Annotated in this window: 14 protein-coding genes; 5 read left to right on the forward strand and 9 right to left on the reverse strand. The window is 68.9% G+C overall.

The window, feature by feature from the left end:
* Positions 1–35: 35 nt before the first annotated feature.
* From mce to ACWIDZ_RS02725, 5 genes are read right to left on the reverse strand one after another with little or no spacing between them, the layout of a single operon-like run.
* Positions 36–458 (reverse strand): methylmalonyl-CoA epimerase, encoded by a 423-nt coding sequence (gene mce / locus ACWIDZ_RS02705; RefSeq protein WP_346487842.1) that lies wholly within the window; start codon positions 456–458, stop codon positions 36–38.
* On the reverse strand, positions 455–2,614 hold the full coding sequence (scpA, locus tag ACWIDZ_RS02710) for a methylmalonyl-CoA mutase (RefSeq protein WP_453988362.1): 2,160 nt from the start codon (positions 2,612–2,614) through the stop codon (positions 455–457). The genes mce and scpA overlap by 4 nt, the downstream gene beginning before the upstream one ends.
* A complete protein-coding gene (locus ACWIDZ_RS02715; protein WP_453988361.1) occupies positions 2,611–3,987 on the reverse strand; it encodes a methylmalonyl-CoA mutase family protein in 1,377 nt (458 codons plus the stop codon). Before ACWIDZ_RS02715 ends, scpA begins: the two co-directional genes overlap by 4 nt.
* Complete coding sequence (locus ACWIDZ_RS02720; protein ID WP_453988360.1) at positions 3,988–5,964, reverse strand: acetyl-CoA carboxylase biotin carboxylase subunit; 1,977 nt, start codon at positions 5,962–5,964, stop codon at positions 3,988–3,990.
* Positions 5,965–5,973: 9 nt separating this feature from the next.
* Positions 5,974–7,509: an acyl-CoA carboxylase subunit beta gene (locus ACWIDZ_RS02725; protein WP_453988359.1), complete on the reverse strand. Its 1,536-nt coding sequence runs from the start codon at positions 7,507–7,509 to the stop codon at positions 5,974–5,976.
* Positions 7,510–7,663: 154 nt separating this feature from the next.
* Between ACWIDZ_RS02725 and ACWIDZ_RS02730 the strand changes: the two genes are divergently transcribed.
* Complete coding sequence (locus ACWIDZ_RS02730; protein ID WP_449253499.1) at positions 7,664–9,076, forward strand: short-chain fatty acyl-CoA regulator family protein; 1,413 nt, start codon at positions 7,664–7,666, stop codon at positions 9,074–9,076.
* Positions 9,077–9,248: 172 nt separating this feature from the next.
* On the opposite strand, the gene ACWIDZ_RS02735 is transcribed toward ACWIDZ_RS02730, so the two are convergent.
* Entirely contained in the window at positions 9,249–10,751 is a 1,503-nt protein-coding gene (locus tag ACWIDZ_RS02735; RefSeq protein ID WP_453988357.1) for a CoA-acylating methylmalonate-semialdehyde dehydrogenase, read from the reverse strand.
* A gap of 104 nt (positions 10,752–10,855) precedes the next feature.
* Here ACWIDZ_RS02735 and ACWIDZ_RS02740 point away from each other — a divergent pair, with 104 nt between their 5' ends.
* The 4 genes from ACWIDZ_RS02740 to ACWIDZ_RS02755 all read left to right on the forward strand — a co-directional run bounded on the left by ACWIDZ_RS02740 (position 10,856) and on the right by ACWIDZ_RS02755 (position 16,232).
* Positions 10,856–11,764, forward strand: coding sequence for a LysR family transcriptional regulator (locus ACWIDZ_RS02740; protein ID WP_453988356.1), 909 nt, complete (start codon positions 10,856–10,858; stop codon positions 11,762–11,764).
* A gap of 82 nt (positions 11,765–11,846) precedes the next feature.
* Positions 11,847–12,557 (forward strand): response regulator transcription factor, encoded by a 711-nt coding sequence (locus ACWIDZ_RS02745; RefSeq protein ID WP_338578341.1) that lies wholly within the window; start codon positions 11,847–11,849, stop codon positions 12,555–12,557.
* 20 nt (positions 12,558–12,577) lie between these two features.
* Complete coding sequence (locus tag ACWIDZ_RS02750) at positions 12,578–13,933, forward strand: FecR domain-containing protein (protein WP_291776337.1); 1,356 nt, start codon at positions 12,578–12,580, stop codon at positions 13,931–13,933.
* 4 nt (positions 13,934–13,937) lie between these two features.
* On the forward strand, positions 13,938–16,232 hold the full coding sequence (locus ACWIDZ_RS02755; protein WP_453988355.1) for a CHASE2 domain-containing protein: 2,295 nt from the start codon (positions 13,938–13,940) through the stop codon (positions 16,230–16,232).
* Here ACWIDZ_RS02755 and ACWIDZ_RS02760 read toward each other — a convergent pair.
* From ACWIDZ_RS02760 to gspL, 3 genes are all read right to left on the reverse strand, one after another.
* Positions 16,229–16,729, reverse strand: a complete 501-nt coding sequence (locus tag ACWIDZ_RS02760; protein WP_453988354.1) for a hypothetical protein — start codon at positions 16,727–16,729, stop codon at positions 16,229–16,231. The genes ACWIDZ_RS02755 and ACWIDZ_RS02760 overlap by 4 nt on opposite strands.
* A gap of 74 nt (positions 16,730–16,803) precedes the next feature.
* The gene (gene gspM / locus ACWIDZ_RS02765; RefSeq protein WP_453988353.1) at positions 16,804–17,271 is read right to left on the reverse strand and encodes a type II secretion system protein GspM; all 468 of its coding nucleotides are present in this window, start codon (positions 17,269–17,271) and stop codon (positions 16,804–16,806) included.
* Positions 17,268–18,371 carry a type II secretion system protein GspL gene (gene gspL / locus ACWIDZ_RS02770; RefSeq protein WP_453988352.1) on the reverse strand — a complete coding sequence of 368 codons (1,104 nt, stop codon included), beginning with the start codon at positions 18,369–18,371 and terminating at the stop codon, positions 17,268–17,270. Before gspL ends, gspM begins: the two co-directional genes overlap by 4 nt.

The raw sequence follows: 18,371 nt of genomic DNA on the forward strand, positions 1-18,371 counted from the left end.
GAAAAGGCCCGGTCTCGCGACCGGGCCTTTGTCTTTTAGTGATCGCCCTTCGGCGTCTCCATCAGTTCGATCAGCACCCCGCCCATCTCCTTGGGATGCAGGAACACAACCGGCGTGCCGTGCGCCCCGATGCGGGGCTCGCCCGTGCCCAGGATGGTCACGCCCTTGGCGCGCATGTCGGCAATGGCAGCGTGGATATCAGCCACCTCGAAGCAGACATGGTGCTGTCCGCCCTTGGGGTTCTTGGCCAGGAAGCCGGTGATCGGGCTGGTCTCGTCATAGGGCTCGATCAGTTCGATCTGGGCCGTCGGCGTGTCGATGAAGCAGACCTTCACCCCCTGCGCGGGCAGGTCGAACGGCTCGCCGATCTTCGTCGCACCCAGAATATCGCGATACAGCTTGATCGACTCGGCGATGGAGGGCGTGGCGACGCCGACGTGGTTCAGATTGCCGATCACTTCTTCGTCTCCACAGGCGCCGGCTGGGCATAGCCCAGGCGCTGGTTCAGCTTCTCGATCAGGTCTACGGCCGTCTCGGCGATGACCGAACCGGGCGGATAGACGGCGGCCGCCCCCATGTCGATCAGGGGCTGCACGTCCGACGGCGGGATGACGCCGCCGACCACGATCATAATGTCCTCGCGCCCCAGCTTGGCCAGTTCAGCCTTCAGCTCCGGCACCAGCGTCAGGTGCCCCGCCGCCAGCGACGAGGCGCCGACCGCGTGGACGTTCTTCTCGACCGCATCGCGCGCGGCCTCGGCAGGCGTCTGGAACAGAGCCCCCGCCGTCACGTCGAAGCCGATGTCGCCGTAGCCGGTGGCGACGACCTTCTGGCCCCGGTCATGTCCGTCTTGGCCCAGCTTGGCGATCAGGATGCGCGGCGGGCCGCCGTCGTTCTCGACGAAGGCTGCGACCATCGAGCGGGCGCGGGCGACCTTGGGATCGTTCCCCGCCTCCTTGGCGTAGACGCCCGAGACCGTCTTGACCGTGGCGATGTGGCGGCCGAAGGCGGCCTCCAACGCGTCGGAGATTTCGCCGACGGTGGCCTTGGCGCGGGCGGCCCGCACCGCCAGCTCCATCAGGTTCTCACTGCCCCGCGCGCCCTCGGTCAGAGCGTCGAGCGCGGCTTGCGTCGCCGCCTCGTCGCGCTCGGCCTTCAGGCGTTGCAGCTTCTCGATCTGGCGGGCGCGCACCTCGGCGTTGTCGACCTTCAGCATCGGAATGTCGTCGACGACCGGGTTCAGATATTTGTTCACCCCCACGACCGTCTGCTGGCCCGTGTCGATGCGCGCCTGCGTCTTGGCGGCGGATTCCTCGATCCGCAGCTTGGGAATGCCCGCCTCAATCGCCTTGGCCATGCCGCCATAGGCCTCAACCTCTTCCATCAGGGCGCGGGCCTTGGTCGCCAGCTCCTGAGTCAAGCGCTCGACGTAGAAGCTGCCGCCCCACGGGTCGATGACGCGCGTCAGGCCCGTCTCGGCCTGCGCCAGAATCTGCGTGTTGCGCGCGATCCGGGCCGAGAAGTCGGTCGGCAGGGCCAGGGCCTCGTCCAGCGCATTGGTGTGCAGGCTCTGCGTCTGGCCGCCCGCCGCCGCCATGCATTCGACCATGGTGCGCGGCACATTGTTGAACACGTCCTGCGCCGCCAGCGACCAGCCGGAAGTCTGGCAGTGGGTCCGCAGGGACAGGGACTTAGGATTGACGCCGCCTTCGCGCTTGACCGCCTCGGCCCACAGCAGGCGGCCGGCGCGCATCTTGGCCACCTCCATGAAGTAGTTCATGCCGATGGCCCAGAAGAAGCTCAGGCGCGGCGCGAAACGGTCGATCTCCATGCCCGCCGCCTTGCCTGCGCGCAGGTATTCGATCCCGTCCGACAGGGTGTAGGCCAGTTCGATGTCCGCCGACGCCCCCGCCTCCTGCATGTGATAGCCGGAGATGGAGATGGAGTTGAACTTGGGCGTTTCCTTAGCCGTCCACTCGAAGATGTCGGCGATGATCCGCATCGAGGGCGCGGGCGGATAGATGTAGGTGTTGCGGACCATGAACTCCTTCAGAATGTCGTTCTGAATGGTTCCGGTCAGCTTGGCGTGGTCGACGCCCTGCTCCTCGCCCGCCACGACGTAGAGGGCCAGGATGGGCAGCACCGCCCCGTTCATGGTCATGGACACCGACATCTGGTCCAGCGGAATGCCGTCGAACAGGGTCCGCATGTCCAGAATGCTGTCGATGGCCACGCCCGCCATGCCGACGTCGCCCTTCACCCGCGGGTGGTCGCTGTCATAGCCCCGGTGGGTGGCCAGGTCGAAGGCGACCGACAGGCCCTTCTGACCGGCGGCCAGGTTGCGGCGATAGAAGGCGTTGGATTCCTCGGCAGTCGAGAAGCCCGCATACTGGCGGATGGTCCACGGCGCGCCCGCATACATGGTCGGGTACGGCCCGCGCACGAAGGGGGCGAAGCCCGGCAGGCCGTGGATGAAATCCAGCCCCTCCAGCGCCTCGGGCCCATAGGCGGTCTCGACCGTCAGCCCCTCGGGCGTGGCCCAGGCCGCGCGGTCCGGCCCGGCGCCGGTGGCGTCGAGGTCGAGGGCGATCTTGGAAAAATCAGGAAAGCTCATTGGGCGGCCTCCTCGAAGGCGGCGGCGAAGCGGACAGGCGCCAGGGCCTCGAACGTTCCGATGGCGGGCGCGACGGGCGCGGGCGTCACCGGCGCGGGCCGCACGTCCGGGTCGACGAATTTGGTGACGCCGACGATCTGGGCGGCGCCGTCCTTGAAGGCCTTCTCGGCCATGTCGCGAGCGCGAGCGATGCGAGGCTGGATCACCCCGCCTTCCAGACAAGCGATGACGCCGCCTTCGGCCTCATAGACCTGGAACTCAGCCCAGGCGGCCTCGGCCAGTTCGCGGGTGCGCGCGTCCAGATACCAGGAGCCGCTGGCCGGATCGTCGACGCGGCCCAGATTGGATTCCTCCATCAGGATCAGCTGGGTGTTGCGCGCCTGACGCTTGGCGAAGTCGTCCGGCAGGCCCGCCGCGCGAGTGAAGCCGTCCAGCACCACAGCATCGGCCCCGCCCACGGCCCCGGCGAACCCGGCAGCGGTCAGGCGCAGCATGTTCGGCCACGGATCGCGCGCCGACAGCATCCGCCGCGACGAGCGCGCCTCGATGACCGCTGGAACCTCTGCCCCGAACGCCTTGGAGACGCTGGCCCAGACCAGACGCAGCGCGCGGATCTTCGCCAGAGAGTCGAAATAGGCCTGATCCACGGCGACGCCCAGAACCACGCCCTTCAATGCCGCCTCAGCCGACAGACCTGCTTCAACGACCGCCTTCACATAGGCCACGGCCGACGACACGGCGAAGGCCAGTTCCTGCGCGATGGAGCCGCCCGCCTCATGCGCTGCACGGCCCGACGCCATGAACAGCGTCGCCTCGGGATAGGTCGCGGCGTGGGTCGCCGCCGCAGTTGCCGTCTCAGCTATGACGGCCGCAAAGTCGCCCGGCACCCCGCCCGCTTCTGCATAGGCCGAGATCGGATCGAGGTGGAAGGCCAGTTTGGCGCGGGGCGAACCCTTGGCCGCCGACGACAGGGCCTCAGCCGCCTTCACGCCGTCGAACCCGGCGTCCAGAGCGACCGGCGCCAGCTCCAGCGCCACGCCGTCCAGGGCGCGCGCCAGACGGGCTGCGTCGGCCGCCACAGGCCCCGCGATCAGGACGGAGGCCGCCCCGTTCTCCAGATCGGTCAGGATGGCGCGGTTCAGGGCGTCCGCGTCCTCGCCCTCGTTCAGCGCCCGCACGTCCCACGCCCGACCTTCGGAATCCGAGGGCCGGGGCGCGAAGACCGGCTCGCCGCCGTTCGCCGCCCCATACAGCGGCTTCGTCGCCAGTTGGTCCGCATCCAGATGGATGAGGCTCTCCCGCGGACGCTCCTTCAGCGCCTTCACGGCGGCTTCGCGCCACTCCAGCGGGGTCGGGACGGCGAACTCGGTCATTTACTCGAACTCCACCAGCACATCGTCAGCCGCCACCGGGTCGCCAGCCTTGGCCTTGACCGCCTTCACCTTGCCGTCGCGCTCGGCCTTGAGGATGTTCTGCATCTTCATGGCCTCGATGATGGCCACGGTCTCGCCGGACTTGACCTCCTGGCCCTCAACCACGGGGATGTCGACCACCAGACCCGGCATCGGCGACAGCACCAGTTTGGAGGTGTCCGCCGCCTGCTTCTCGGGCAGCAGGGCGTAAAGATGCGCCACGTCAGGGCGCAGCACCCGCACACGCGCTCGCGCCGCGCGGTGGCGGATGTCGAAGCCGTCTGCGGCGCGCTTCACCTCGGCGGTGAAGGCTTCTTCGTCCAGCGCCGCCTTAAACAGCGACAGGCCCGGACGCCAGTCGATCTCGGACAGGGAGACTTCCTCACCGTCGATAGCGACGATCAGGTCTTCAGCCTCGTCATAGCCGACCTCGACCTCATAGGCCGCCTTGTCGATCAGGACGGTCCAGTCGGTGCGCTCGCTGGGGTCGCCGTCCTGTTCGGCGATGACCTCGTTCATGGCCACGGCCGAGGCGATCAGGATTTTCACCTGCTCGGCCGACGGCGCCAGACCGTGGAAACCCTCGGGGAACTCGTCCTTGATGTAGCTGGTCGACAGCTGGCCGGACTGGAAACGTTCCTGATCCATGACCGCCGCCAGGAAGGGCACGTTGTGGCCCAGCCCCGCCAGGTGCGTATCCTCCAGCGCGCGGGCCATGCCGCGCACGGCGTCCTCGCGCGTCTCGCCCCAGGCGCACAGCTTGGCGATCATGGGGTCGTAGAACATGCTGATCTCGTCGCCCTCGCGGACGCCCGAGTCATTGCGAACGGTGTAGTCGCCCTGATCGCCCTCTTCCGGCTGCTCATAGCGCACCAGACGGCCGATCGACGGCAGGAAGCCGCGATAGGGGTCTTCGGCGTAGATGCGGCTTTCGATGGCCCAGCCGTTGATCGACAGATCTTCCTGCTTGATCGCCAGTTGCTCGCCCCAGGCCGAACGGATCATCTGCTCGACTAGATCGACGCCGGTGATCAGCTCCGTCACCGGATGCTCGACCTGCAGACGGGTGTTCATCTCCAGGAAGAAGAAGCTCTTGTCCTGACCGGCGACGAACTCGACCGTGCCCGCCGAGTCATAGTTCACCGCCTTGGCCAGGGCGACGGCCTGCGCCCCCATCGCCGCGCGGGTCGCCTCATCCAGCAGGGGCGACGGCGCCTCCTCGATGACCTTCTGGTTGCGGCGCTGGATCGAGCATTCGCGCTCGAACAGGTGGATGACGTTGCCGTGCTTGTCGCCCAGCACCTGAATCTCGATGTGGCGCGGGTCGACGATGAACTTCTCGAGGAAGACGCGGTCGTCGCCGAAGGCGTTCAGCGCCTCGGCCTTCACGGCGGCGAAGCCCTCGGCCATGTCGTCGTCCGAATGGGCGACGCGGATGCCCTTGCCCCCGCCCCCGGCCGACGCCTTGATCATGACCGGATAGCCGATTTCACGCGCGATCTTCACCGCCTCGTCCGGCGTTTCGATCAGGCCCATGTGGCCCGGCACGGTCGAGACGCCCGCCTCGGCCGCGAACTTCTTGGACGTGATCTTGTCGCCCATGGCGTCGATCGCCTCGGGATTCGGCCCGATGAAGGCGATGCCCTCGGCCTTCAGCCTCCGCGCAAACCCGGCGTTTTCCGACAGGAAGCCGAACCCGGGGTGCACGGCCTGCGCCCCTGTCTGCTTCACGGCGTCCACGATCTTGTCCTGGATCAGATAGGACTGGGCGGCGGGCGACGGGCCGATGTGCACCGTCTCATCCGCCATCTCGCACGCCAGCGACCCGGCGTCGGCGTCGGAGTAGACGACCACCGTCTTGATGCCCATGCGGCGGCAGGTCTTGATGACGCGAACAGCAATCTCGCCCCGGTTGGCGATCAGAATTTTATCGAACATTTCTGGGCCTTACAGCGGGATGTTGTCGTGCTTCTTCCAGGGATTTTCCTGGGTCTTGTTCTTCAGCGTCTTCAGCGCCTTGATCAGGCGACGGCGGGTGCCGTGGGGCATGATGACGTCGTCGATGTAACCGAGCCCGGCCGCCACGAAGGGGTTGGCGAAGCGTTCCTTGTATTCGGCCTCGCGCGCCGCCAGAGCCTCGGGGTCGCCAGCCTCCTTGCGGAAGATGATCTCGACCGCGCCCTTGGCGCCCATGACCGCGATCTCGGCGGTGGGCCAGGCGTAGTTGACGTCGCCGCGCAGGTGTTTGGAGCTCATGACGTCATAGGCGCCGCCGTAGGCCTTGCGCGTGATGACCGTCAGCTTGGGCACGGTGGCCTCGGCATAGGCGAACAGCAGCTTGGCGCCGTGCTTGATCAGGGCACCGTACTCCTGCTTGGTGCCCGGCATGAAGCCCGGCACGTCGACGAAGGTCACCAGCGGGATGTGGAAGGCGTCGCAGAACCGAACAAAGCGCGCGGCCTTGCGGCTGCTGTCGATGTCCAGCACCCCCGCCAGGGTCTGAGGCTGGTTGCCGACGATGCCGACCGGCTGGCCGTCCAGACGGCCGAAGCCGCAGATGATGTTCTTGGCGAAGTCGGCGCCGATCTCGAAGAAGTCGGCCTCGTCGACCGTCTTCAGGATCAGTTCCTTCATGTCATAAGGCTGGTTCGGATTGGCCGGGACCAGGGTGTCCAGCGACGCCTCGTCGCGATCCGGTTCGTCATAGGTTTCGCGGATCGGCGGCGTCTCGCGGTTCGACAGCGGCAGGAAGCCGATCAGGCGGCGGACCTCCGACAGGGCCTCCAGATCGTTCTCGAAGGCGCCATCGGCGACACCCGACTTGCCCGCATGAACGCGGGCGCCGCCCAGATCCTCGTGGCTGACCACCTCGTTGGTGACCGTCTTCACCACGTCCGGGCCGGTCACATACATGTAGGAGGTGTCCTTCACCATGAAGATGAAGTCGGTGATGGCGGGCGAATAGACATCGCCGCCCGCGCATGGGCCCATGATGACCGAAATCTGCGGGATGACGCCCGAGGCCAGGGTGTTCTGCAGGAAGATGTCGGCGTAGCCGGCCAGGCTCTCCACACCTTCCTGAATCCGCGCGCCGCCGGCGTCGAACAGGCCGATGATCGGCGCGCCCGCCGTCAGGGCCATCTTCTGGATCTTGACGATCTTGGCCGCGTGGGCGCCCGACAGCGAGCCGCCGAACACCGTGAAGTCTTTCGAGAAGACATAGACCAGGCGGCCGTTGATGGTGCCGCGCCCGGTGACGACGCCGTCGCCGGGAATGCGCTGCTCGGCCATGCCGAAGTCGTGGCTGCGGTGCTCCACGAACATGTCGGTCTCTTCGAAGGAGCCTTCGTCCAGCAGGACGCCGATGCGTTCACGGGCGGTCAGCTTGCCCTTGGCGTGCTGGCTGGCGATGCGCTTCTCGCCCCCGCCCAGCTTGGCGGCGGCGCGACGGCGCTCGAGTTCCTCGAGGATGGCCTGGCTCATGATTGGAGCGACTCCCTGACTTCGTTCAGGCCCAACAAGCCGCTTCGTTGCAAAAAGGCAATCGCAACTTTGCAAAAGGTGCGTAAGTGCGTAAGCCTGCCAAGGCGCACAGGCGTTTTTGCAAAGTTGCAACGCCGATGACCGATGCAGGGCGATGGCTGAAAAACTCTACCTCGGGACCAAGGTCCGCAAGCTGCGCGAGACGCGCGGATGGACGCTGGAGCAGTGCGCCGGGCGGCTGGCGCTGTCGCCGTCCTATCTGTCGCAGATCGAGACCAACCAGCGGCCGGCCACGGCCCGCGTGCTGATCGCCCTGACGCGCGCCTTCGACGTGGACGCCAGCCTGTTCGATCTGGACGGCGACGCCCGCCTGATCGCCGACCTGCGCGAGGCGACCACCGACGTCGCGGGCCACGCCGAGGCGCCGACGGCGGGCGAACTCAAACAGGCGGCCATGAACGCCCCCCGGCTGGCGCGGCAGTTCCTGGCCCTGCACCAGGACTATCGCCGTCTGGACGAGCGGCTGAAGACGCTGAACGAGACGCTGGGCCGCGACGAACACGCCGCCGACGCCGCCCCCGCGCTGCCCTATGAGGCGGTGCGCGATTTCTTCCACTATCGCGACAACTACATCGACGCCCTGGATCGGGCGGCCGAGGATCTGGCCGCGCGGCTGAACCTGGGCGACGGCGTCCACCCTGAGCGCGAGTTGGAGGCCGCCCTCAACGACCTGTGCGGCGTGCGCGTCGCCACGGGTCAGGGGCGCGGCGCCATGCGGCGTTTCGATCCGGGCGCGCGCATCCTCTATGTCGACGCCAGCCTGCCGGGCGCCACCCGCGCCTTCCAGATGGCGCATCAACTGGTTCGCTTACGGTTCGAGGACCTGATCGAGCACGAACTGGACCGCGCCGCCTTCGACATTCCCGCCGCGCGCGACGTGTGCCGGGTCGGTCTGGCCAACTATGCGGCTGGAGCGCTGCTGTTGCCCTATCGCGCGTTTCTGGAGGCGGCGCGAGAACTGCGGCACGACGTGGACCGCCTGCGCAACCGCTTCCATGTCAGCTTCGAGCAAGCCTGCCACCGATTGAGCACGCTACAGAGGCCCGGCTGGCGCGGCGTGCCCTTCTACTTCGCGCGGGTGGACATGGCGGGCAACATCACCAAGCGGCACAGCGCGACGCGCTTCCAGTTCGCCCGCTTCGGCGGCGCCTGCCCGCTGTGGAACGTGCATGAGGCGTTCAGCGCGCCGGACCGCATTCTGGTCAATCTGTCGGAAATGCCGGACGGAGCCCGCTACGTCTGCCTCGCCAAAAGCGTATCCAAGCCGGGCGGGTCGTTCCTGGAGCCGGATCGGCGCTATGCGCTGGGTCTGGGATGCGAGATCGAGCACGCGGGGCAGTTGGTCTATGCTGACGGGCTGGACCTAAACGGCCCCCCGACGCGGATGGGCGTCAACTGCCGCATCTGCGAACGCACCGACTGCACCCAGCGGGCCTTTCCGCCGATCGACCGGACGCTGGCCGTGCCGGAGAATGAGCGGGGGGTGATCCCGTATGTTCTCAGCTAATCCTTCTCCCGATGGGAGAAGGTGGCCCGAAGGGCCGGATGAGGGTTCCCGGCCGAAGTCGGCGTAAGCCGTCGCAAAACGGCTGACCGCGGGCCCCTCACCCTTTCGCCTGTTCCAATCGCCTTCGGCTCTTGGAGGCTCAAGCCCTCTCCCATCGGGAGAGGGTCCAGACTCAGCTCATCGTCGGGATGATGAAGCTGCTGTCCTCATGCTCCAGCGCGCTGTCGGGCCAGCGGGCCGTCACCGTCTTAGTCTTGGTCCAGAACTTCACGCCTTCCATGCCGTACTGGTTGGTGTCGCCGAAGCCCGAACGCTTCCAGCCGCCGAAGGAGTGGTAGGCCACCGGCACCGGGATCGGCACGTTGATGCCGACCATGCCGACGTTGACGCGGGCGGCGAAGTCGCGGGCCGCGCGGCCGTTTTGGGTGAAGATGGCGACGCCGTTGCCGTACTGGTGCTTGGACGGCAGGCTCAGCGCCTCTTCGAAGTTGGCGGCGCGGACGATCTGCAGCACCGGGCCGAAGATTTCTTCCTGATAGGAAGACATGTCCGTGGTCACATGGTCGAACAGCGACGGGCCGATGAAGTAGCCCTTCTCATGCCCCTGCAGGCTGAAGTCGCGGCCGTCGACGACCAGTTCGGCGCCTTCCTCGACGCCCTTGCTGATCCAGCCGGCGACGCGGTCGCGGTGCTGGGCCGAGACGACCGGGCCATAGTGGGCCTGATCATCGGTCGAGACGCCGACGCGCAGGGTCGGAATCTCAGCGACCAGACGTTCGCGCAGTTCATCGGCGGTCTTTTTGCCGACCGGCACCACGACCGGCAGGGCCATGCAGCGTTCGCCGGCCGAACCGTAGGCCGCGCCCGACAGGTCCTTGATCACCTGGTCCAGGTCGGCGTCGGGCATGACGATGCCGTGGTTCTTGGCGCCGCCCATGGCCTGGACGCGTTTCCCGTGCTGGGCGCCCGTCTGATAGACGTAGTGGGCGATGTCCGACGAGCCGACGAAGCTGACGGCGTGGATGTCGGGGTGGGCCAGGATGGCGTCGACCGCCGTCTTGTCGCCGTGAACCACGTTCAGCACGCCCTTGGGCGCGCCCGCCTCCATCATCAGTTCGCCCAGACGCACCGGCACGGACGGGTCGCGCTCGGACGGCTTCAGGATGAAGGTGTTGCCGACGGCGATGGCGACGCCGAACATCCACATCGGGATCATGGCCGGGAAGTTGAACGGGGTGATGCCCGCCACCACGCCCAGGGCCTGGCGCATGGAGTAGACGTCGATGCCAGGACCGGCGCCCAGAGTGTATTCGCCCTTCAGCGCGTGCGGGATGCCGCAGGCGAACTCGATCACTTCCAGACCGCGCTGGATGTCGCCCTTGGAGTCGGCGATGACCTTGCCGTGCTCGCTGGACAGCATTTCGGCCAGTTCGTTCATGTTCGCCTCGACCAGGCGCTTGAACTCGAACATGACGCGGGCGCGGCGCTGCGGGTTGGTCGAGGACCAGCCTTCGAATGCGGCCTGCGCCGACTGGACCGCGCGATCCAGCTCCGACGGCGTCGCCAGCTGGACGCGGGCCTGAACCTCGCCGGTGTTGGGGTTGAAGACGTCGCCGAAGCGGCCCGACGCCCCCTCGAAAGCCGCACCGTCGATGAAGTGGCGAATATCGCGCATTGAACGTCTCTCCCGATGATTATGGTTCTTCGTGAGCCTGCCCTAGCAGAGCGGGCCGGTCAGGCCCATTGCAATCTTGCAGGTGATGATGTGCATATCTGCATATGTTCGACTGGGATGATCTGAGGGTGTTTCTGGCGGCCGCGCGCGCCGGGTCGCTAGCCACGGCGGCGCAGCGGCTGGGCGTGGACGCAGCCACGGTCGGGCGGCGCGTGGCGCGACTGGAGACGGCGCTGAAGTCGACCCTGCTGGTGCGCTCGGCCGCCGGGCTTCACCTGACGGCTGCGGGCGCCCAACTGCTGGAGCGGGCGCTGGACGCCGAAAGCGCGATGGAGGCCGCCGGGCGCGTCACCCAGCCCGACCTGATCGCGGGCGCCGTGCGCATCAGCGCCTCGGAAGGTTTCGGCGGGGCGGTGCTGGCCCCCGCCCTGCCCGGCCTGCTGGCGGCGCATCCGGGGCTGAACGTCGAACTGGCGGCCAGTTCCGGCTTCCTGTCGCCCAGCCGGCGCGAGGTGGACATGGCCATCACCCTCAGCCCCGCCGACAGTCCGCGCCTTATCGTCGAGCCGCTGACGACCTATCAACTGGCGCTCTACGCCGCGCCCGAACATCTGGAACGCCACGGCGCGCCGGCCAGCATCGACGACCTGAGCCGCTTCGACATGGTCGGCTATGTCGACGATCTGATCTATGCGCCCGAGCTGCGCTATCTGGACGAACTGCGCCCCAACCTGCGGCCGCGCCTGGCCTCCTCGTCGATCCGCGCCCAGAGGGACATGGTGGCGGCGGGCGGCGGGATCGGCGTCCTGCCCTGTTTCCTGGCCGAAGGGCTGACGCGAGTTCTGCCCGAGCAGGTCCTGATCGAGCGGCGCTTCTGGCTCAGCACCCACCGCGAGGTCCACGGCACGGCGCGACTGAAGACCGTGCGGCGCTGGATCAAGGCCCTGTGCCGGGATCAGGCCCGCCGCCTCGCACCCCTGCCGACATCCACGCCCAGACGCGCCGAGGGGTGACCATATTTTACATTTTACATTGCTCTAAAGCCAAGCATCCGGGGCTATGACTCCAGCGTTCTCCCCGGAGCTGCGTAAAAGTATGAAGATCGCGATATTAGACGACGACCCCGTCCAGTTGGAGTTCGTCTCCGAGGTGGTTCAAGACGCCGGATATCGCGCCACTCTGTTTTCGCGCGGTCAGGCGCTGATCTCCGCCCTGCGCAAGGACACCTTCGACATGCTGATCGTCGACTGGAACCTGCCGGACCGTTCGGGTCTGGAGGTGCTGGCCTGGGCGCGGACCAATCTGAAGCCCGCCCCGCCCATGCTGCTGGTCACCAGCCGCGCCGAGGATGAAGACGTGGTCGCCGGTCTGGACGCCGGGGCTGACGACTACCTGCCCAAGCCCCTGTCGAAGCCGGTTCTGGCGGCGCGCATCAACGCCCTGATCCGCCGCGCCTATTCCCAGCCGACGACGCCGGGCGTCGAAACCTATGACGGCGTCACCTTCCACGAGTCCGCCGGCGCGGTGACTCGCGACGGCCAATCGGTGGCCCTGACGGCCAAGGAATACGCCCTGGCCCTGCTGCTGTTCCGCAACCTGCACCGGGCGCTGTCGCGGACCTATATTCTGGAGACGGTGTGGGGCAATGAGCCGGACCTGAACAGCCGTTCGCTGGACATGCACATCTCGCGCATCCGCAACAAGCTGGAGCTGCGGCCCGAGCGAGGCTTCCGCCTGACCCCCATTTACAGCTACGGATACCGCCTTGAGCGCGTCACGGGGGCAGAACCCGGCCAGGACGCCTGAATGAAGACGCAGGTGGCGAAATGAAGACGGATTGGGCGGCGGCCCTGGCGATCGCAGCGATGCTGGCCGCAGGAAGCGCCGTCGCACAGACTTCGGCCGCCCCGCCCGCTGCCCGGACGGCCGCCTCCGTCGAGACCCTCGACTATGTCGTCCAGCGCGGCGACACCCTGATCGACCTGGCGACCGCCTACATGCACCGGCCGCTCGACTATCGCCGGGTTCAGCGCGAGAACCGGGTCGCCAATCCGCGCCGCCTCGCCATCGGCCGCACCCTGGCCCTGCCCGTCGATCTGCTGCGCGCCGATCCGGATGAGGCGCGCATCGCCGGCTTTCGCGGCGCGGCGACCCTGAACCAGGACGGCCGATCCGCCGTCCCCGCCGCCGGCCAGGCCGTGCGTGAGGGCGCCGTCCTCAGCACCGGCGCCAACGCCTTCGTTCGCCTGGCCCTGTCCGACGGCAGCCATGTGGTCGTGCCCTCCAACAGCCGCGTGCGCGTCAGCCGCCTGCGCCGCTACGCCATCAACGGCGCCGTCGATCACGCCCTGACGGTCGAGGCGGGCCGCGCCGAGTCGCGCGTCACGCCCCGGCGTCGTCCGGGCGGATTCGCCATCCGCACGCCCGTTTCGGTCTCGGCCGTGCGCGGCACCGACTTCCGCGTCTCCTTCGACGACGACGCCGACCGCTCGACCACCGAGGTGCTGGAAGGCGCCGTAACCATCGCATCGGGCGACGCCGAAGCCCTGGCCGGCGTCGATCAGGGCGTCAGCGCCGCCGCTGGAAGCGTGCGCCTGCTGCCCCTGCTGCCCGCGCCCGCCCTGGTCCGCCCCGATGCGCCGCAGACCCAGGCCCAGGTCGCCTTCGACATTCAGCCCCTGCCCGGCGCCGAACGCTATCGCGGCCGCATCGCCCAGGACGCCGGCATGATCGAGGCCTTCGCCGAAGTCGACAGCGCGCCCGGCGGCCCCCTGGTCTTCGGCGAAATGGAAGAAGGCGCCTTCTTCCTGCGTCTGACCGCCCTCTCGCCCGAGGGGCTGGAGGGCAAGGCCACGACCTACAGCTTCATCCGCGCCCGCAACGGCGTCGGCGGCCTGGCCTCGGCCATGGATCAACGCGACCGCCGCCGCTTCTACCGCTTCCGCTGGGAGGCCGAGGGCGTCGGCGAGGCGACCTTCCGTTTCCAGCTGTGGCGCGAGGCCGAGGACGGTACCCGCGACGGCGCCCTGCTGGTCGACCAGCCCGGCCTGACCGACGAGGCCTTCACCCTCAGCGACCTGCCGCCGGGCGTCTACAGCTGGCGGGTGCAGGGCGCGCGCCATCGCTTCGGCCGTCTGCTGGAAGCCTGGTCCGAACCGCAACAACTGCGTATCGGACGATAGCGCCGTGGCCGCTGGGCCCAAAGGCGGTTGGAAGCGTTGGCTCGGCGCGCGCCTGACCGGCCGACGCGCTCTTGTCGAATGGGGCCTGGTGGCGGTTCTGTCCGCCCTGCTGGTCGGCTGGATGGCGCTGACGCCCGTCGCCGACGGCGCCGACAACCTGGTCTACGACGCCCTGATGCGCGCCGAGGCCGGGCCAGCGGACGCAGACATCGTCATCATCGCCATCGACGACCGCAGCCTGGAGTCGCTGGGGCAATGGCCCTGGCCGCGCGACCTGCACGCCCGCCTGATCGACCGTCTGACCCAGGCGCAAGCCGGGCCTGTCGCCTACGACGTCCTGTTCACCGAAGCCTCCCCGCAGGACGGCGCCCTGGCCGCCGCCCTGGTGCGCAACGGCAAGGTCCGTCTGCCGGTGGTTCTGGACGCCCCCGGCCTGAACGGCGCCGCCTTTCGCGAGGACGCCCCTGCGCCGATCCTGACCGAGGCGGCGGCGGGCCTGGGTCACGTCAATCTGACGGTCGACGACGACGGCGTCGTGCGTCGCCTGCCCCTCTATCTTCAGGCGGGCGACCGGACCTGGCCCCACCTGATCCTGCCCCTGGCCGCCGCCAGAGGCGCCGCGCCCGCCCCGCCCGCGCCACACGATGGCAGCGACCTGTTCGCCGCCTCGCCCGAGGCCCTGGTCTATCGCGGCCCGCCCGGCGCCTTCCGCACCCTGTCCTTCGCCGACGTGCTTAGCGGCGAGACGCCCGCCGCCTTCCTGAATGACAAGCTGGTGCTGGTCGGGGCGACGGCGCCGGGCCTCGGCGACCGCTACGCCACTCCGGCCACGCCCCACGGCGAACTGCGCCCCGGCGTCGAGGTGCAGGCCGCCCTGCTCCAGACCCTGATCGAGGGCGGCGGTCCGCGCAGCCTGTCGCCCGGCTGGGTTCTGACCCTGTCCCTGCTGCCGCTCGGCCTGCTGGTCGCCGGCTTCCTGGTGCTGCGCCCGGCGGCCAACATGGCCCTGGGCGCCGGGCTGATCGTCCTGACGCTGATCGCCGTCGCCGTCGCCTTTCTGGCGGGCGGCCTGTGGTTCCCGCCTTCGGCCGCCGTGGCGGGACTGGCCCTGGCCTATCCCTTGTGGAGCTGGCGCCGCCTGGCCGCAGCCTCGGCCTATATGCAGAGCGAGGTCGAAGCCTTCGAACGCGACGGCGTGCGCCTGACCGGCCGCGCTCAGGGCGGCGATGTCGTCGCCCGTCAGGTGGACGCCCTGCGCGCCGCCGTGCGCCAGGTGCGCGATCTGGAGCGCTTCATCTCCGACACCCTGCGAAGCCTGCCCGACGCCACCGTCGTCGCCGACCCTCACGCCCGCATCATCCTGTCCAACGACCGGGCCGAAGCCCTGTTCGGCGCGCGTCTGAAGGACGACGCCGACCTGCCCCTGCTGTTCCAGTCCCTGGGCGAACCGGCCTGGCGCCGCTTCCTCGATCCCGAGGGCGACCCCGGCGACATCACCACGCCCGACGGCCGCATCCTGAAGGCCGCCGCAGCCCTGCTGACCGACGCCGAAGGCCAACCGGTCGGCCACATCGTACGCTTCGCCGACATGACCCGCTTCCGCGCCGCCGAGCGCCAGCGCGCCGAGGCCCTGCAACTGCTCAGCCACGACATGCGCGCGCCCCAGGTGTCGATCCTGACCCTGCTGGACGGCCCCGCGCCGCGCCTGGACCCCTCAGTCGAGCGCCGCATCGCCGACTACGCCCGCCAGACCCTGGACCTGGCCGAGGGCTATGTTCAGTTGGCCCGCGCCGAGAGCCAGCCCTATCGCTCGGAGTTGCTGGACCTGGGCCAGGTCGCCATGGACGCGGCCGACATCCTGTGGCCCCAGGCGTCGAAGAAGGGCGTCCGCATCCTGACGCCCAACGGCGAAGACGAGTTCCTGGTTCAGGGCGACCCCGCCCTGCTTCGCCGCCTGACCACCAACCTGCTGGACAACGCCCTGAAATACGGCCCCGCGGGCGGCGTCATTCAGGTCAGCCTGACCGGCGCCGAGGAGGACGGCCGTCCGGTCTGCGTCCTCAGCGTCAGCGATCAGGGGCCGGGCCTGTCCGAAGAGGCCGCGCGTCGCCTGTTCCAGGCCTTCGGCCACGGCGGCGCCGATCATCGCGGCGCGGGTCTGGGTCTCGCCTTCGTCCGCACCGTCGCCGAACGCCACGGCGGAACCATCCGCCACCAGCCCGGATCGCCCGGCGCGACCTTCATCCTGACCCTGCCCAGGGTCACCGAGGACGCTGAACCCGCAGACCGCTCGGACTAGTTGGCGTCCAACGTCTCCACGGCCCCTTCGGCCAGCAGGCCCTGCGCGTTTTCGGCCTGACGCCGCCCCAGGACCGCGACCGCCGAGGCGCGATAGACCCCAGCTTCATCGCCCGGTCCGGTCAGGATCACGGTCAGACTGTGCATCTGGCGGCCCTGGCTCCACCACTGAGGCAGGCGCGGCGCATCGGTCCATTCGCCCCGACGCGCGTCGTCATCGGTGAAGACGCCGGTCTTCTGGGGCCGCACCGCATAGGCCGTCTCGACCCGCCAGGCGGCCTTGTCATCCACCTCGCGCCAACCGCGCGCAGTCAGCGCCCGACGCACGGCTTCGGCCGCCGCACGGTCGGCCTCGGTCGGCTCTTCGGTCTCCAGCAGGCGATAGGCGGTCACGTTCGCGGGTACGGCGGCGGACACCTGCGTCTCGACAAGCGGCGCAGAGGCGCAGCCCGCCAGGACGGCCGCGCTGACCAGGGGAAGAGCCAGACGAGAGATCATGGTGCGATACCTGCCCCGGCGCGCCCTTCAAGTCCACAACGGACGACTCCGGCAGAGGCGAAAAGCGCAGAGATCTAGCCGCCGGACGTCAACGCCCCCGTCACCCCCAGCGTCCCGTCTGCGTTCTCGACAACGCCCAGTTCCTCGATACGCGCCCCGCCCTGCTCCAACGCCGCCAGCCAGCCGAAGGCCTGCGCCGTCGTCACGCGATCCAGCCGGAAACCCAATCGCCCGCCCTCGGACATGCCCAGCGTCGGCTGCACCCCCGCCGCCGTCGCGGTGGAGGCGATCAGCGCCTGAAGATCGACCGCCTCGGTCGGTCGCGCGCCCCGCTGGGACACAGCGGTCTGGATCTGCACCAGTTGCCGCTCGGCGGCGACGCGGGCGCGCGCCTGATCCGCCTGCCAGCCGTCCAGCGGCCGCACCACGCCCAGCCAGCCGACGACGCCCAGCACCAGCGCGCCCATGACCGCCAGCATCCGCCGCTCGCGCAGCGACCGCCCGTCCCACCAGGCAGAGATGGAAGAGAACAGGGCCTTCATCGGGTGCCTCCAATCGTAAGGGTGCTGACCATGCGCCCGCCTTCCTCAGCCGAGGTTTCGTCGATCACCGCCAGCCCGGCCTCGGCCAGATCGGCGCGCACCGTGTCCAGATCATTGAAGTTCGCGTGCGTCAGGCCGATGCGCAGCCCTTCTCCGCCCAGCGCCGCATCGTCTAGTTCGGCGCCCGGCACGCGCTCGACGGCAGCGAAGACGGCGGCCAGGGCGCGCGCGGTTCCGCCCGGCGGCGCTCCGGCGTCGAGGCGGTGCAGGGCCTCCGCCGCTGGATCGTCCGCCGTCGCCAGTTCAGGATAGAGCGTCACCGCTCCGGCCTTGGCGGCCGCTCCGGCGCGGTCAGCCGCCGCCCGGTCACGCAACCCTTCCGCCGCCATCAGGATCAGAGGCGAGATCAACAGGGCCGCCGCCAGACCGGCCGTCAGCCGCCAGCCCTTGGCCGCCTGCCCCCGCTCACGCCGGTCGTGGACCTGCAACAGGTCGACCACCGCCGCCATCGCCCCTGCCGCCAGGGCCGCCTCCAGCGCCTCGCCCTCCAGCCAGTTCAGAGCGCGCCCGGCCGCGATCGCCTCTGCCAGATCGGCCTGAACCGTCACGGCGAAGGCCGGGCCGCGCAGCGCCACGTCCGCCCCCACCTGTGCGGCGGTCAACGTCTCAGCCTCCAACGGCGCGGGCAGACACAGATTGTCCGGCACGACGGCGTCAGGCCGGATGTCGAACGTCTCCATCCAGCGCAACCAGGCCTGCAACAGCTTGGCTGAGACCGCCGCCGTCAAACGCGGGCCGCCATCGACCGGCGCCGCGCCCAGCGTCACGTCCAACCCCTCGACCTCGCCCGCCGCCTGATCGCGAAGCGCCCAGCGCGCGGCGGCTCTGGCCTGCGCCATATTGCCCGACGGCAGGTCCAGCCAGCGCGTCATGACGTCGGCGCCCGGCGCCACGGCGATGGTCCGCATCGACGGAGGGGTCTCGGCCTGATGCGGGTCCAGCTCGCCGCGCCCGACGACGCGGCCTTCGCGATCGACCAACAGGAAACGCGCGGGCAAGGTCGCGTGGGTCGGGATGAACAGGATGCGGGCGTGGCTCAT

The sequence above is a fragment of the Brevundimonas sp. NPDC055311 genome (genome assembly GCF_053645695.1).